A 15,632-nucleotide genomic window follows, 5' to 3' on the forward strand; every position below is an offset into this window, starting at 1 on the left:
ATCGAATAAGGGGGCCCGCGCGGCGGTCAGTCGCCGCTGGTCCGGGCGGGTGTGTCGTCGGGATCGAGCGGCTGCTCAGCCCAGATCACCTTGCCCTCGGCCGTGTAACGGGTGCCCCAGCGCCGGGTGAACTGGGAGATCAGGAAGAGTCCGCGGCCTCCCTCGTCAGTCGTGCGGGCGTGCCGCAGATGGGGCGAGGTACTGCTGGCGTCGAAGACCTCGCAGATGAGGGTGCGTTCGAGGATGAGGCGCAGCCGGATCGGCCCGGCTGCGTGCCGGATGGCGTTGGTGACGAGCTCGCTGACGACCAGTTCGGTGGTGAACGCCAGCTCCTCCAGTCCCCAGGTGCCCAGTTGGCGGGCGGCCATCAGGCGGGCGCGGGCGACGACGGCCGGATCGGCGGGCAGGTCCCAGGCGGCGACGTGGCTCGCCGCCAGTCTGCGGGTCCTGACCATCAGCAGCGCGGCGTCGTCGGTGTAGGGCCTGCTGGGCGCCAGCTCGTCGACGATCCTGCGGCAGAGCTGGTCGAGCGGCAGTTCGCGTTCGGTGAGGGCGCGGCGCAGGCCCTCCTTGCCCGCGCCGGGTGCGGCGATCAGACCGTCGGTGTAGAAGGCCAGCACGCTGCCCTCCTCCAGCGGCAGGTCCACGGACTCGAACGGCAGTCCGCCGAGGCCGAGGGCGGGGCCGGGCGGAAGGTCGGGGAAGGCGACCGTGCCGTCGGGCGTGACGACGGCGGGCGCGAGGTGGCCGGCGCTGGCGAGCTCGCAGCGCAGACCGACGGGGTCGTAGACGGCATAGAGGCAGCTGGCTCCGACGGCCCCGGGGCCGGACACGCCGCCCGGGTCGGCCTCATGTCCCTCCTGTGTCACCTGGATGACGAGGTCGTCGAGGTGGGCCAGGAGTTCCTCGGGCGACAGATCCAGGTCGGCGAGCGTCCGTACCGCCGTACGCAGCTGCCCCATCGTGGCGGCGGCCTCGATGCCGTGCCCGAGGACCTCGCCGACGACGAGCGCCACCCGGGCTCCGGAGAGCGGAATGACGTCGAACCAGTCGCCGCCGAGCCCGGACAGTTCGTCGGCCGGCCGGTAGAAGGAGGCCGCTTCGACCGCCTCCTGCGGCGGCACTCCGTGCGGCAGGAGACTGCGCTGCAGGACGAGGGCGGCGGCGCGCTCGCGGGTGTAACGGCGGGCGTTGTCGAGGCAGACGGCGGCCCGCGCGACGAGTTCCTCGGCGAGGCGCAGATCGTCCTCGTCGAAGGCCTCGTCGCGTCGCGAGCGGAAGAACGTGGTCACGCCGAGCGTGACGCCTCGAGCGAGGATCGGCACGATGATCGCCGTGTGCGGTACGGCCTCTTCGGTGCGCGTCCTCGACAGGTCGGCGGCACTCGGCTCCAAAGCCTCGGTGGGCTCGTGAGACGCCTCGCCGAACTCGGGCGGAGGGGCGGAGTCCGGCACGGGAGCGGACTTCGGCACGCGTTCGGGCGTTGCCGTCGGTGCGGCAGTCGCCGGGAAGACGGGCGTCGCCGGGGATGCGGGCGTCTCCGGTCCCTCGGGGGTTGCCGGTCGCTCGGGGGTCGCCGCGTCCCTCGTGGCGGGGTCCAGTCGGGTGGCACGCCAGGACGTGCCGTGGGCCAGGCAACCGATCTGGGGCGACCACGGCCGGTAGGCGGCGGTCTCCCCCGACTCCAGCGCCGTCTCGGGCGCCTCGCCGCCGGCGCTCAGGCGGCCCGCGCGCACCAGCCGTGCGGCCGTGGCACCCGCCGTCGGCCCCGGGGACGGCTCCGCGCCTCTGATCACGGAGTCCAGCAGGTCGACGGCGACGAAGTCCGCCAGGCCGGGTACCGCCACTTCGGCCAGGTCCTGGGCCGTTCCCATCACGTCCAGGCTGCGCCCGATGCGCTCGCTGGCCCGGGCCATCAGATCGAGCCGCAGGCGCGCCCGATGGCGATCGGTGATGTCGACGACGGAGTAACAGACCCCGAGGGGACGGCCGTCGTCGTCGTCGAGCCGGATGAAGGACATCGCGTGAGCGTGGTCGCGGTGCGGGTCCGCGCGGGTGCGGCCCACGTGCTCGTACCCCATGACCGGCTCTCCGGTCTCCAGCACCTGCCGCATCTTCGATTCGAGCAGTTCGGCGTCCAGGCCGGGCTGGATCTCCCCGAGCCGCCGGCCGCGGCGCTGCTCGACTGGCCCGCCGCCGAAGTGCTCGAGCGCGGTGTTCGACCACACACACCGCAGCTGGGTGTCCACGAGCGCCATCCCCACGGGCGACTGGGTCATCATCCGTTCGAGCAGGGCGGGCCCCATGGTCCACTGGCGGGACGGGGACGCACCCACGGCCAGGGCCAGCCAGCGCGCTCCGCCCGTCTCTGCCGGCAGCGGGAGGACGGTGACGTCCACGGCCACGCCGCGACCGTCCCGGCGATGCGCGAAGAGCACCCCCGACCAGCCGCCCCGGGACGCGCAGCTCCGGGCGATCCCCGGGACGCGGGCGGCGTCGTCCGGCATCAGCAGGGACGTGACGTGCCGGCCGCGCAGCTCGGACGAAGGGCGGCCGAGCAGGCGTTCGGCGGCATAAGGGCGCCCGACGACGACACCGCTCCCGTCGAAGAGGAGAACGGCGGAGTCCGGGACGCCGAACGCCGCTGCTCGCCCGGTACTGGCTGTGCCCTCAGGTCTCCCCACGGCCGTCGGCTCCGTTTCTCGCACCCCCGCCCTTTTTATCCCTTTAGCACACTGTGCCAGCAATACTGTCGAGCTGCTCGCGGCGACCGGGCGCAAGGCAGCGGGCCGCTTCGCTGACGGCAGGGCCTCGCAGGCGCCAGGTCGTGTCCGGAAAGTAGCGCCGTCCGCCCGCAGGGCAGGGCCCGCGGCGTCCGGTGCGTGCGATCGCAAGCGGAGGGTCGCCCTCGTACCGGGCGTACTCGGGTGATCCGGACAACGCGGCGAACGTGCGTGCCAGACACCGCGGGCCAGACGGCACTTCACGGACACGGCCCAGGGGCCCAGGGGCCCAGGGGGCGGCGTCACCCCTTCGGCGGGCAATCCGGGTTTCCGATCGGTTCTCGGGGTTAGTCAGGTCTCCAGGAGTGAGTCGGCTCTTCCGGAGTAGACGTACTCCACGGACCGACGAACCGGAAGGGCGGGAACCGTGACGCGACCGAGGATTCTCGTGGTGGGTGCCGGCTTCGCCGGAGTCGCCTGCGTACGACGGCTGGAGCGGCGGCTGACCAGCAGAGAGGCGCAGATCTCGTTGCTCTCGCCGTTCTCGTACCAGCTCTATCTGCCGCTGCTGCCCCAGGTCGCGGCAGGGGTGCTGACCCCCCAGTCGGTCGCACTGTCGCTTCGGCGCAGCAAGCGGCACCGCACCCGCATCATCCCGGGCGGCGCCGTCGGCGTGGACGCCAAGGCGAAGGTGTGCGTCGTGCGGACCATCACCGGCGAGCACACCGTGGAGCCGTACGACCATCTCGTCCTGGCGCCGGGCAGCGTGACCCGTACCTTCGACATCCCCGGTCTGGGCGAACACGCGCGGGGCATGAAGACGCTCGCAGAGGCCGTCTACATCCGCGACCACGTCATCGCGCAGCTCGATCTCGCCGACGCCAGCCAGGACGAGGCCGAGCGGGCGGCGCGGCTGCAGTTCGTGGTGGTGGGAGGCGGATACGCGGGGACGGAGACGGCCGCCTGTCTGCAGCGGCTCACGCACAACGCGATCAAGCGCTATCCGCGCCTCGACCCGAAGCTGATCAAGTGGCACTTGGTGGACATCGCGCCCGCCCTGATGCCTGAACTGGGCGAGAAGCTGGGCCGCGCCGCGCTCGACATTCTCCGCCGTCGCGGGATCGAGGTCTCGCTGGGCGTGTCGGTGGCCTCCGTGGACGCCGACAACGTGACCCTCACGGACGGGCGGGTGCTGCCCAGCCGGACCCTGATCTGGACGGCCGGTGTCGCCGCCAGCCCGCTCATCGGCACGCTCGGCGCGGAGACGCACCGGGGCCGCCTCGTGGTCGGGGCCGACATGGTCGTCCCCGGTCTGGACGGCGTCCACGCGCTCGGCGACGCCGCGGCGGTCCCGGACCTGGCCAAGAAGGAGGACGGCGCGATCTGCCCGCCGACCGCGCAGCACGCCCAGCGCCAGGGACGGCAGGTCGCCGACAATCTGGTGGCGACCCTGCGCGGTGAACAGACCTACCCGTACGTCCACAAGGATCTCGGTCTGGTGGTGGACCTGGGCGGCAAGGACGGCGTCTCGAAGCCGCTCGGCGTCGAACTGCACGGCATGCCCGCCCAGGCCGTGGCACGCGCCTACCACTGGGCGGCGCTGCGCACCAACGTCGCCAAGGCCCGTGTGATGACGAACTGGCTGCTCAACGCCGTGGCAGGCGACGACTTCGTCCGTACGGGATTCCTGGCGTCCAAGTCCGGGACCCTGTCGGACTTCGAGTACACCGACGCCTACCTCACGCCCGAACAGGTGCGGAAGCACATCGCCTCCCTGCGCACCACGCACGGCTGACGGCGAGGTGGGACGGTCGCCGTCGGCAGCCGACGGCGACCGTCCGCCGCTGTGGGCGGCCGGTGGTGAGCGTCCCCGTCAGAGCCAGCCGTTGCGGCGGAAGCTTCGGTGGAGCAGGAAGCAGGCGGCGGCCATCGCTCCGACCACGAGCGGGTAGCCGTAGGTCCAGCGCAGCTCCGGCATGTGATCGAAGTTCATCCCGTACACCCCGCAGACCATCGTCGGCACGGCGATGATCGCGGCCCAGGCCGTGATCTTGCGCATGTCCTCGTTCTGGGCGACGGTCACCTGGGCGAGATGGGCCTGCAGAATGGAGTCGAGCAGCGCGTCGAACGACGTGATCTGTTCCGTGATCCGGGACAGATGGTCCGCGACGTCACGGAAGTACGGCTGAATGTCGGCGCCGATGAGCGGCAGCGGCTGGGAGGCCAGCGTCTGCAGGGGGCGGTCGAGCGGGGTCACCGCCCGCTTGAGTTCGAGGAGTTCCCGCTTGAGCTGGTAGACCCGGCCGGCGTCGTGGCGGGAGGAGTTCTCGCTGAAGACGGCGGTCTCCACGGCGTCGATGTCGTTCTGCACGGCGTCGGCGACCGCCAGGTAGTCGTCCACCACATGGTCGGCGATGGCGTGGAGCACCGCCGCGGGCCCCTTGGCCAACTGTTCCGGGTCCGCCTCCAGCGCCTCCCTCAGCGGACCCAGCGAACCGTGCATGCCGTGCCGGACGGTGATGACGAAGTCCGAACCGGTGAAGACCATCAGCTCGCCGGTGTCCACGACCTCGCTGGTGGCGGTCAGTTCCTCGTGTTCCACGTAGCGGACCGTCTTGAAGACGGCGAAGAGCGTGTCGTCGTACCGCTCCAGCTTCGGCCGCTGATGGGCGTGCACGGCGTCCTCGACCGCCAGCGGATGGAGCCCGAACAACTCGGCGAGCCCGGCGAACTCCTCCACCGACGGCTCGTGCAGACCGATCCAGACGAAGCCGTCGCCGGACTTGCGGACCCGTCCCACCGCCTCCTGCGCGGGGCACGCCCCCTGCTGCCGCGCCCCGTCCTCGTACAACACGCAGTTGACGACGGCGCTACCGAGCGGCGAGCGCGCCGGGTGACTCAGGTCGACGGTCCGGCGGTAGGCGCGGCGGACGGTGCGCCGGAGGTTGCGGATTATCGGCACGTGGGCTCCTCAGGACGATCAGCGGCCAGTGTGCCACCGCGTGCCCCGCACGCGGGAGCCTGCCCCGGGGGGCCGGCGCCACGGCCGTCGAAGGACGCCACTCCTGACAAATGTCACGTCTTCCTGTGCACGGGATCCTTCTGAAGGCGGAGGGCGGGCCAGGACGGCGAGGCGAGGATGTGATCACCGCCGAACGCGCGTGACCAGAGCACTGTCGACGAAACCAGGTTCCTCATGTCTTCGCACCGTCCGACCTTCTCCCCCGCCTCCTCAGCCGCGCTGCGCGGCATACGCCTCTCCGCGGTCGCGGCGGCGACCGTGCTCGCCCTCTCGGCGGCGGCTTTACCCGCACAGGCGGCCGTCTCTTCCCCCTTCCCCGCCCCCTCCCCCGCCTCCGCTCTCGCGGGCCCTTCCCTCGACCGTGCGGCGCTCCGCGCCTCGCTGGACGCCTTCCACGCTGCGGGCATGTACGGCGCCTACTCTTCGGTCCGCGACGGCTCCGCGCGGTGGCGTGGCGCCACCGGTGTCGCGGACATGGACACCGGGCGGCCCATGAGGCCCGACTTCGAGCACCGGGTCGGCAGCATCACCAAGACCTTCACCGCCGTCGGCGTGCTCCAGCAGGTCGGCGCGGGCCGCGTCGACCTCGACGCTCCGATCGGACGCTATCTGCCCGACCTCGTCCCCGGCGAGCGCGGACAGCAGATCACCGTCCGCATGCTGCTCAACCACACCAGTGGCATCGGTGATTACGTCCTGCCCGCCTTCCCCGGAATCGTGGAGAACCCCGGCAAGGTCCTCGACGAGCACCGCTCGCGCCATCTCGCCCCGGAGGAGCTGGTCCGCCTGGGGCTCGCAGCCCCGCCCGCCAAGCCGCTCGGGACACATGCCTACTCCAACACCAACTACATCCTCGCCGGGCTGCTCCTGAAGCGGGTCACGGGCCAGGAGCCCGAGGCGTACCTCACCCGGAACGTCATACGCAAAGCCGGTCTGCGCCACACCTACTTCCCCCGTTCCCCGTACATCCGGGGCCCGCACGCCGGGATGTACGAGTCGATGTTCGGCCTGATCGACCCGCCGCGCGACTACAGCGTGTACGACATGTCCTGGGCCGGCACCGCCGGCGCCCTCGTCTCGACGACGAGCGACCTCAACGACTTCTACCGCACGCTGCTCAGCGGCCGTCTGCTCGGACCGGCGCAGCTGCGCGCGATGAAGACCACCGTCCCGGCCCACGAGACGCGTCCGGGCGAGGAGCCCGTGATGCGGTACGGCCTGGGCATCTACACGCTGCGGATGCCCAGCGGCGGCTGGTACTGGGGACACGACGGCGCCGTCTTCGGTGCGGGTACCTGGGCGCTCTCCACCGAGGACGGCAGTCGACAGGTCGCCGTGGGATACAACCTGATGAAGTACCAGCGCTTCGACGAGCAGGGCAAGCCGCTGCCGGACCCCGTCACCGCCGCGCTGTACGCGCACGTCGACGGCGCACTGGCAGGGCCTGCCGCATCGGCCCGCCGTGCTGGTCCGCAGAGTGAGCAGGGTCCGCGGAGTCCGGGGCTGACGCTGCCCGACCGGCTGATCCGACCGGAGTCGCTGCTCCCCGACAGGGCGACCCGGTAGGGCGATGGCCGTCAGGCTGAGCGCACCGCCCGCCCCGGGCGGTGCGCTCAGCGCGACTGCAAAGCGTCCAGGGCGACGGCCTGGGCGATGGCCAGCCGGCGGTCGAGCGTCTCGTCGGCTATGTCGAGTACGTAGCGGTCCCGGAGGCCCAGTTGCTTCTCCACGGACATGACGGGGCGGCCGGACGTGGCGAAGTCGAAGTGGTAGGGCCAGGCGAACGGCACGAAGTCGGTGAAGGGGATGAGGTCCCAGACCCTTCGCACAAGGGCCACGACCCGGTTGCGCTCGACTCCCGTCGTCTCTGCCGTCGACCCTTCCGGGCGCAGGTGCCAGGTGCTGCGCAGCAAGGAGGCGGCGAAGTCCTTGCGGAGGGTGCCGACGGGGCTTCCCGAGGCGGCGTGTATGTCATAGGTCGCGCCGAGGTCGACGACCTGCCGGGCCCGGAAGGTGAAGAGGACCTGTCTCTGCGACTCGTCGGTGTAGAAGGTGATCTGTTCCTTCAGGGCCAGCCGCTTCTGGTGGGCGAAGGCGACGATCTCTCCCTCGCCGCCGTCCGGACCGGCCGCGTGGACCACGTACCGGTTGGCCATCGGCGTCAGCTTCTGACGGATGTGAAAGCGGTGCTGCGACTGTTCGAGACCCACGATGCGCTCCACGCTCGTCGACGACTTCACACCGATGATCGCGCCCGGCCGGCACCGGGCGCAGTCATCGAAAGTCGTTCCCTCCCGAGACGATCGGCTCGACCGCCGCCACGTCCTCAGGCGCCGGCGCGCTCCCTCCCGGCTGACTCCAGGCCCTCGGCCGTGATCAGAGCGGTGGAGCCCGGTGCCGTACAGGCGTGGGCTCCCGCCACGGCGCCCAGGCGGGCGCACTCCAGGAGGTCCCGGCCCCCGAGCATGCCGTAGAGAAAGCCGGAGACGTAGGCGTCGCCCGCGCCATTGGTGTCGACCACCGGCGCCGGGGGGACGGTGGCCGGAACGTGGTGCGGCGTCGGGCCGCCGTCCCTGCTGAGGACGTAGGAACCGTCCGCGCCGGCCGTGGCGACGACGGTCCGGGCGCGCCCTTCGCGAAGGATCTCGCGCATCAGGGCGGTAGTGCCCTCACCGGCTCCCTCCGCGCTGAGGAAGACGAGATCAGAGCGGAGCGCGAACTCCCGATGGTGGTCGGCCAGTCCGTCCCAGTCGTGCAGGTCGGTGGAGACGGGGATTCCCAGGTCTTCGATGTCGTCGTACAGGAAACGCGTGAAGCCGATGATGGAGAGATGGACGTGTCGCGCCCGGAGCAGTCGGGGAAGGTAGACATCCCTCGGCATGCGCAGGTCGGCGGGGTCGCGTGCGTCGTAGAACGACATCCGGCGCCCGTCCCGGTCCACGAGGTTCACCGCCCGGCGCGTGCCGGCGGGCGAGATGACGGCGTCGAACTCCACGTCCCCCGCGGCCAGACGCTCCCGCACCAGCGTGCCGGTGTGGTCGTCGCCGATGCAGTCGAGGAACGCCACCCGCAGACCCAGCGCCCGCGCGCCGAGCGCGACGTTCGCCCCGGTGTGGCCGGGCCACTCCTCGATCGGACCGACATGGACCGAGTCGGCGAGCGGGACGGGCAGGGCGTCGACACGGACGACGGTGTCCACGCCGCTGCCACCGATCACCAAGAGGTCGTACTTCGCGTGCTGTTGACTCACCGTTCCACCTTTCGGGTCCCGCCGCGTCACAGCCTAGGCGCCCTCCTTCCCGGCCCACCGTCCCGGCTCGCGTCCCGACCGATCGCTTCACCGACCGCGTCACTTACCGGCGCACCGGCCCACCACCTGGAATGATCCCGTTATGAGCGAAAAGTCGATTGTCGTGGCTGTGGACGGTTCCGAGCACAGTCACCGGGCGCTGGAATGGGCGCTGAGCGCGGCGCGAGGGCTCGGCGCTCCTCTGCTGGTCGCGCATGTGCGCCCGGAGGCGCTCCAGCTCGGCGCCGCCCGCATCGAATCGCTGGGCGAGGCCCCCGCCATCCCCGACACGGTCCTTGACGGCATCCGCGGGTGGATCCAGGACCGGGCGGAGGATCTGCCCGTACGGTACGAGTCGCTGGACGGCTCGGTGACCGGCGCCCTGCTCGGCGTGGCCGGGGCCGCCCGGCTCCTGGCGGTCGGCTCCCGAGGCCGGGGCGGTTTCACGAGCCTGCTGCTCGGTTCCACCAGCCGGGCGCTGGCCAACGCGGCACCGTGCCCGGTCGTCGTCGTCCCGCACGAGGCGCGTGCGGGGTCCCTGGAGAGCGACGCGGCGGCGGGCCGGGTCCTGGTCGGGCTCCATGTCGAGGAGACGTCGGACGACGTCCTCGCCTTCGCCTTCGAGGACGCCCGGCGGCGGGGTGTGACCCTCGAAGTGGTGACCGCCTACCGGCTCCCGCCTTCACCGGTCATGCTGGTCGGCCCGCCGGCGCCCGCCCTTCAGGTCCCGCCGCCCATGCCCGTGGATGAGGTGCCGGAGCTCGTCCGCGAGACGGCACGGCGGCAGGAGGGGCGGCTGGCTCCGTTCGTCGCGCGCTACCCGGACGTCGAGGTCTCCCCCACGGTCGTTCCGGCGGACGCGGCGGGGCGGCTCGTCGACGGCTCGCGCGACGCGGGCCTCGTCGTGGTGGGCCGCCACCACCGGCTCCGGGTCGAGTCGCTCCTGCTGGGTTCGGTTGCCCACGCCGTCCTGCACCACGCCCACTGCCCGGTCGCCGTCGTCCCTACCGCTCGTCCCGCTTCCCGCTGAGTGCCGTGCACCTGTGGCTCCTCACCCTTCCTCACGCCCGTCGAAGCGCTTCGCTGATTCGCTCAGAAACCGGGACATACCCCTTGTCGCGGATACGGTCTTCCTGTTCAGAGCTGGACGATTCCCACACGCCTTCGTCGAAGCGCTTGTTACACCTCGGGAGTGTGGATGGTCACCCTTGCCGAGGTAGCCCGGCACGCCGGAGTGTCCGCCAGCACGGTCAGCTACGTCCTCAGCGGCAAGCGCTCCATCTCCGCCGTCACCCGGCAGCGCGTCCGCGACAGCATCGAACACCTCGGGTACCACCCTCACGCCGGCGCCAGAGCCCTGGCCAGCAGTCGATCACGCGTCATCGCCCTGATGGTGCCGCTGCGCACCGACATGTACGTGCCCGTGATGATGGAGATCGCCATCGCCGTCGCCACCACCGCCCGTGTCCACGGGTACGACGTCCTCCTCCTCACCGGCGAGGAGGGCCCCGCCGCCGTGCAACGCGTCACCGGCAGCGGACTTGCCGAGGCGATGATCCTGATGGACATCCAACTCGACGACGAACGCCTTCCGTTGCTCCGCGGGGGCGGGCAACCGGCGGTCCTCGTCGGACTGCCCGCCGACCCCTCGGGACTCACCTGCGTCGACCTCGACTTCACGGCCACCGGCGCGCTCTGCGCCGACCACCTTGCCGAGCTCGGACACCGGGAACTCGCCGTCATCGGCGAGGCGCCCGGCGTCTACGAACGGCACACCGGCTTCGCCGAGCGGACCCTCGCCGGGCTGCGCGACCGCGCGGCGCGGCACGGAATCAGCGTGCTGCACCGGCCGTGCGGGGGCGGCTACGGCTCCCTCGTCGGGACGCTCGGCAGGATCTTCGACGAACGGCCCGGCACCACCGGGTTCGCCGTGCAGAACGAGGCGGTGGTGGAGCCGCTGCTCGCCCTGCTGCGCCAGGACGGTCGGGCGGTGCCGGAGGATGTCTCGGTGGTCGCCGTCTGCCCCGAACAGGTCGCCACGCAGGCCTCCGTGCGCCTCACCTCCGTCGCCGTGCCGGCGCAGGAGCTCGGGCGGCGGGCGGTGGAACTGCTGATGGCCAAGTTGCGGAGCCGCCCGGGCGAGGAGGTCGTCCTCCTGCCGCCCGAGCTGACCGTGCGGGACAGCTCCGGGTGGGCTCCTGACGTCAACTGTCGTTGACTATCGAGCTGTCGACCGCGGATTCGGCCCCCGGGAGCGTGAACATTCGGCCGGGCCTCAAGTGGATCGAGGGCACAGAGGGGTGGATGGGCGAGGAGACGTTCGGAGACCCGTTTCGGCTTCGGGGCCACCTCGTCGTCCGGAGGCGAGCACTTCGGCAGCTCCCCCTTGTCGAAGCGCTTCGGCATCGCCCGAAGGCCAAGCGGGCACCACCCGCCCAGCAGGGGTCGCTACGAAGTTTTCTCGACACCCCTCGTCGCGCGACGCCGTGTGAGCCATCGCCGACGAGCGAAGCCGCCAGGCGATCGTGCCGCATGCCTTGACACGACCTCGATCGGAGCAGAGCATCGAAGCGCTTCGAACGCGTGGTACGACCACACGTGGTACGACCACACGCGGTACGGCCGCCTGTGGTACGACCGCACGTGGCACGACCATCCGCCCTCCTCTGCCTAGGGATTCGCACGTGACCGCAGAACGGCAACCCTTCCGTGACCCGGCGTTGCCCGTCGCCCGGCGCGTCGCCGACCTTCTCGACCGGTTGACGCCCGACGAGCGGATCGCGATGCTGCACCAGTTCGCCCCGGCGGTGCCCCGCCTCGGCCTCGCGGCCTTCCGCACGGGCCAGGAGGCACTGCACGGGGTCGCCTGGATGGGCCCGGCCACCGTGTTCCCGCAGGCCGTCGGCTTCGGCGCCACCTGGAACCCCGACCTGGTACGCCGGGTCGGCGAGGCCGTCTCGCGGGAGGCCCGCGCGATGCGCGCCAAGGACGACCGGGTCGGGCTCAACGTCTGGGCGCCGACGGTGAATCTGCTGCGCCATCCGCTGTGGGGCCGGGGCGAGGAAGGTTACTCGGAGGACCCGGGCCTGACCTCGGCCCTCGCCGTCGCGTACACCCGGGGGCTGCGCGGCGATCACCCGACGTACTGGCGGACGGCTCCCGTCCTCAAACACTGGCTCGCCCACAACAACGAGACGGACCGGGACACGTCGTCCGCCTCGGTCCGCCCGCGCGTCCTGCACGAGTACGACCTGCGGGCCTTCCGCGGCGCCGTCGAGGCGGGCGCGGTGGCCGGTGTGATGCCCGCCTACAACCTGGTCAACGGCCGCCCCAACCATCTCTCGCCCCATCTGCGCGAGCACCTGCGGAGCTGGACGGAGCAGGAGCTGCTGGTCTGCTCCGACGCGGGGGCACCCTCCAATATCGTCGACTCCGAGAAGTACTTCGACACCCACGAGGAGGCGACGGCCGCCGCGCTGCGCGCCGGCGTGGACTCCTTCACGGACCACGGCACCGACAGCACGGCGATCGTGGCCCGGCTGCGCGGCGCCCTGAAGCGCGGGCTGATCGGTCAGGCGGACATCGACACCGCCGTCCGCCGTCAGCTGACGGTGCGCTTCGCCCTGGGCGAGTTCGATCCCGGGCTCGATCCTTACGCCGACGAACGGGATTTCGACACGCCCGTGCACCGGGCGCTGGCCCAAGAGGTCGCCGAACAGGCTGCCGTGCTGCTCAAGAACGGCCCGGCGGAGGACGGAGAGCCGCTGCTGCCGTTGCGCCCCGGCTCCCGGATCGCGGTGGTCGGGCTGCTCGGCGACGCGTGCAAGCTCGACTGGTACAGCGGGAGCCTGCTGCACCGCTCGACTCCGCTGGACGGGCTGCGCGAGCGGTTCGGCGCCGACCACGTCGTCTTCGCGGAGGGCGTGGACCGGGTGCGGCTGAAGACCGCGTCCGGGGCTTGGCTGCGGGTGCCGGAGGGTGACGCCCGGGAGGAGAAGCCCGGCGACGAGAGGTTCGGCCCCGAGACGCGCGGCGCCGAAGGGCCGGGGGACGAGGGATCGTTGGACCCGGCTCTCATCGCCGGGCGCACCGACCTTCCGCCGGTGACCGCGGACGCCGAGGGCTCGGAGTTCGCGTTGATCGACTGGGGCGGCGGCCTGCTGACGCTGCGCGCGCCGGACGGTCGCTATCTGTCGGTCGCCGACGACCGCCGCGTCCGGGCCTCGGCCGACCAGCCGGGGGGCTGGGTCGTCCAGGAGGCATTCCGGTTCGAGGCGCGGGAGAGGGGCCATGACGCGGGGCACCTCCTCGTGCACGTCGGGACCGGTGGATACGTCAGTGTTGCCGCCGACGGCGTGACGGTCGCCGCGGACCGCGCATCGGCCGAGATCTTCACGGTCGAGACCGTCGAGCGGGGCGAGCAGGCGGTCGCGCGGGCCGCAGCCGAGGCGGACGTGGTCGTGGTGGTGGCGGGCAACGACCCCCACCTGTGCGGCCGTGAGACCGAGGACCGGACGACGCTCGCGCTCCCCGCCCATCAGGAGCGGCTGTGGCGGGCGGCCCGCGCCGCCAACCCCCGTACCGCCCTCGTTCTGGTCTCCGCGTACCCGTACGCCGTTCCCGAAGCGGCCGCCGCGCTGCCGGCCCTGCTCTGGACGGCGCACGGCGGCCAGGCCGCGGGCACGGCGCTGGCCAGGGTCCTCGCCGGCGACGTCTCCCCCGCCGGCCGGCTGCCGCAGACCTGGTACGCCTCCGACGCCGACCTGCCGGACCTCCTCGATTACGACATCGTGGGCAGCCGCCAGACGTATCTGTACTTCGACGGCACCCCGATGTTCCCGTTCGGACACGGCCTGTCCTACACCTCGTTCGGGTACGAGGAGCTGCACGCCGTGGTCGACGCGGAGTCGATACGAGTGGCGTGCGCCGTGACCAACACGGGCGGCGCCGCCTCGGACGAGGTGGTGCAGGTGTACGGGCGGGCGCTCGCCCCGTCCGTGCCGCGCCCACACCGGGAACTGCTCGCCCACCGCCGCCTGCACCTGGCCGTGGGAGCCTCCGAGACGCTCTCGTTCGACATCCCGCGCGCCGCGTTCGGCTTCTGGGACGTGGCGCACGGCCGGTGGACGGTGGAGCCTGGGCCGTACGAGATCCAGGCCGGTGCCTCCAGCGCGGATCTGCGGCGGTCGGTCACGATCGAGCTCGACGGGGTAGGTCCCGCCCCGCGCCCCGTCCTGGAGAACGGTCTCGCCGCCGTCGACTACGACGAGCAGAGGGGCACGGAGATCGTCGACCGGACGAAGGTGTCGGGCGACTCCGTGACGCCCGCGGGGGCGGACGCCGAGGGCGAATTGGTGTTCCGACGCTGCGACTTCGGCGACGGAGCGACCGAGGCGGCAGTGGAGGTCGCGGGATCGGGCCGTGTCGAGTTGTCGCTCGACGGCCACACCCTCCTCGCCGTTCTCGACGTCCCGCCGACCGGCGGGCGGTACGACTACACCACGCTCGGTGCCGGCATCGTGGCGCGGGGCGTCGGAGATCTCCACATCAGGCTGCGCGGGCGTCTTCGCCTCGCGCGGGTCGACTTCGCCGGCTGAGGGTCCGAACCGAAGTCGACCGACGGGCCCGGCCCCGACGCCTTCCGGTGCCGGGCCCTGTCATGTCCGGGCATGGTCCGCGCCGGTCTTCAGCCCCACGACTCGGGCGGCCGACAACACGGCGCCTTCACCGGGCGCCTGCCCCCGGTCCAGCCGGCCCGACCGGGGCCGGTTCCCCCACCGCAGGCCCCGGCTCCACCTCGTTCGAGCAGGCGTTGCGTACAGGAATCCTGGCAGCATGACGCCATGCTCGATTTCGGGATCGCGGGCTACCGACCAGTATGGTCGAACCGTCCCAGTGACGTCGCGCGGGAGCACGGGCACCGCCTGAGTGGTCTTACCGGCCGGACTCTCACCAGGGTCTGGATGGTCTGGGATCTTCAGGATGACGAGTGGTTCTGCGACTGCCCCGTACTCTTCGATCCGGCGCCCGGGCACGGCGCGGGCCGGGCGCAGGGTGAGCGGGGCGCTGGACAACTCGGTGACGACGCCCTCCCGGCGTACGGTCGCGGCCGAGATCCCGGTCCCGGGACCGTCCGCGGGCAGCGCGAAGTCCGGACCGTGATGGGCCTTTCCGGCGTGAGGCGGAGGCCGCTCACCCCCCTCGGCCGGCGACAAGCCGTGATCAGAGCGGAGCTGAGGGTGCCGCCGCGCGTCTCGACCCGTTTCACGGAGCCGTACGCGGTGGAGTGGGCCGCGCTCAGGTGCAGATCGCGTACGCCGGTGGCGTACGAGGCGGGAACGCCTTCGCGCAGCAGCCAGAAGCCGTCGGTGAACTCCAGCGTGTTCCTCGGAGGTGGGAAGGGCGTGAGGGCGCCGGGTGCGAAGGAGGTCAGGAGAGGAGGGTCGGGGCGGCGCGGTCCAGGACGCCGGAGATCCGCTCCCAGGTCTCCTCGTCGTGTGCGACGGACGGCAGGGTCTCACCGTGGCCCGTCCCCCAGGCGGTGGCGAGTGCGACCGGGTCCTCGCCGGTGGCGGCGGCCGCGGCGAGGGCGGCCGCG

9 protein-coding genes are annotated in these 15,632 nt (G+C 71.9%); 5 read left to right on the top strand and 4 right to left on the bottom strand.

Annotated features, from left to right (window positions below; translation table 11 throughout):
* Positions 1–26 precede the first annotated feature (26 nt).
* Positions 27–2,684: a SpoIIE family protein phosphatase gene (locus tag IE136_RS35705; protein ID WP_229818898.1), complete on the bottom strand. Its 2,658-nt coding sequence runs from the start codon at positions 2,682–2,684 to the stop codon at positions 27–29.
* A 466-nt stretch (positions 2,685–3,150) separates the two neighbouring features.
* Here IE136_RS35705 and IE136_RS16875 point away from each other — a divergent pair, with 466 nt between their 5' ends.
* Entirely contained in the window at positions 3,151–4,518 is a 1,368-nt protein-coding gene (locus IE136_RS16875) for an NAD(P)/FAD-dependent oxidoreductase (RefSeq protein ID WP_158993080.1), read from the top strand.
* A 78-nt stretch (positions 4,519–4,596) separates the two neighbouring features.
* Here the strand turns inward: IE136_RS16875 and corA are convergent, their stop codons facing one another.
* Positions 4,597–5,685 (bottom strand): magnesium/cobalt transporter CorA, encoded by a 1,089-nt coding sequence (gene corA, locus IE136_RS16880; RefSeq protein WP_189600744.1) that lies wholly within the window; start codon positions 5,683–5,685, stop codon positions 4,597–4,599.
* Between the two features lie 234 nt (positions 5,686–5,919).
* On the opposite strand from corA, the gene IE136_RS16885 reads away from it, so the two are divergent.
* Complete coding sequence (locus tag IE136_RS16885) at positions 5,920–7,311, top strand: serine hydrolase domain-containing protein (protein WP_189600745.1); 1,392 nt, start codon at positions 5,920–5,922, stop codon at positions 7,309–7,311.
* Positions 7,312–7,358: 47 nt separating this feature from the next.
* Here the strand turns inward: IE136_RS16885 and IE136_RS16890 are convergent, their stop codons facing one another.
* Both IE136_RS16890 and IE136_RS16895 read right to left on the bottom strand, forming a co-directional pair.
* Positions 7,359–7,955, bottom strand: a complete 597-nt coding sequence (locus tag IE136_RS16890; RefSeq protein WP_158993076.1) for an LURP-one-related/scramblase family protein — start codon at positions 7,953–7,955, stop codon at positions 7,359–7,361.
* 116 nt (positions 7,956–8,071) lie between these two features.
* Positions 8,072–8,995, bottom strand: a complete 924-nt coding sequence (locus tag IE136_RS16895) for a carbohydrate kinase family protein (RefSeq protein ID WP_229818899.1) — start codon at positions 8,993–8,995, stop codon at positions 8,072–8,074.
* A gap of 142 nt (positions 8,996–9,137) precedes the next feature.
* Between IE136_RS16895 and IE136_RS16900 the strand changes: the two genes are divergently transcribed.
* From IE136_RS16900 to IE136_RS16910, 3 genes are all read left to right on the top strand, one after another.
* Positions 9,138–10,064, top strand: a complete 927-nt coding sequence (locus IE136_RS16900; RefSeq protein WP_189600746.1) for a universal stress protein — start codon at positions 9,138–9,140, stop codon at positions 10,062–10,064.
* Positions 10,065–10,232: 168 nt separating this feature from the next.
* A complete protein-coding gene (locus tag IE136_RS16905) occupies positions 10,233–11,252 on the top strand; it encodes a LacI family DNA-binding transcriptional regulator (RefSeq protein WP_189600747.1) in 1,020 nt (339 codons plus the stop codon).
* 466 nt (positions 11,253–11,718) lie between these two features.
* Positions 11,719–14,631, top strand: a complete 2,913-nt coding sequence (locus IE136_RS16910) for a glycoside hydrolase family 3 C-terminal domain-containing protein (RefSeq protein WP_189600748.1) — start codon at positions 11,719–11,721, stop codon at positions 14,629–14,631.
* Positions 14,632–15,632: the final 1,001 nt, after the last annotated feature.

This window comes from Streptomyces lateritius, assembly GCF_014649715.1.
GTDB lineage: Bacteria > Actinomycetota > Actinomycetes > Streptomycetales > Streptomycetaceae > Streptomyces > Streptomyces lateritius.

Excerpts from the sequence above, each read along its gene's own strand:
- IE136_RS16885 (WP_189600745.1), top strand. The coding sequence starts at position 5,920 with ATGTCTTCGCACCGTCCGACCTTCTCCCCCGCCTCCTCAGCCGCGCTG.
- IE136_RS16900 (WP_189600746.1), top strand. The coding sequence starts at position 9,138 with ATGAGCGAAAAGTCGATTGTCGTGGCTGTGGACGGTTCCGAGCACAGT.
- IE136_RS16905 (WP_189600747.1), top strand. The coding sequence starts at position 10,233 with ATGGTCACCCTTGCCGAGGTAGCCCGGCACGCCGGAGTGTCCGCCAGC.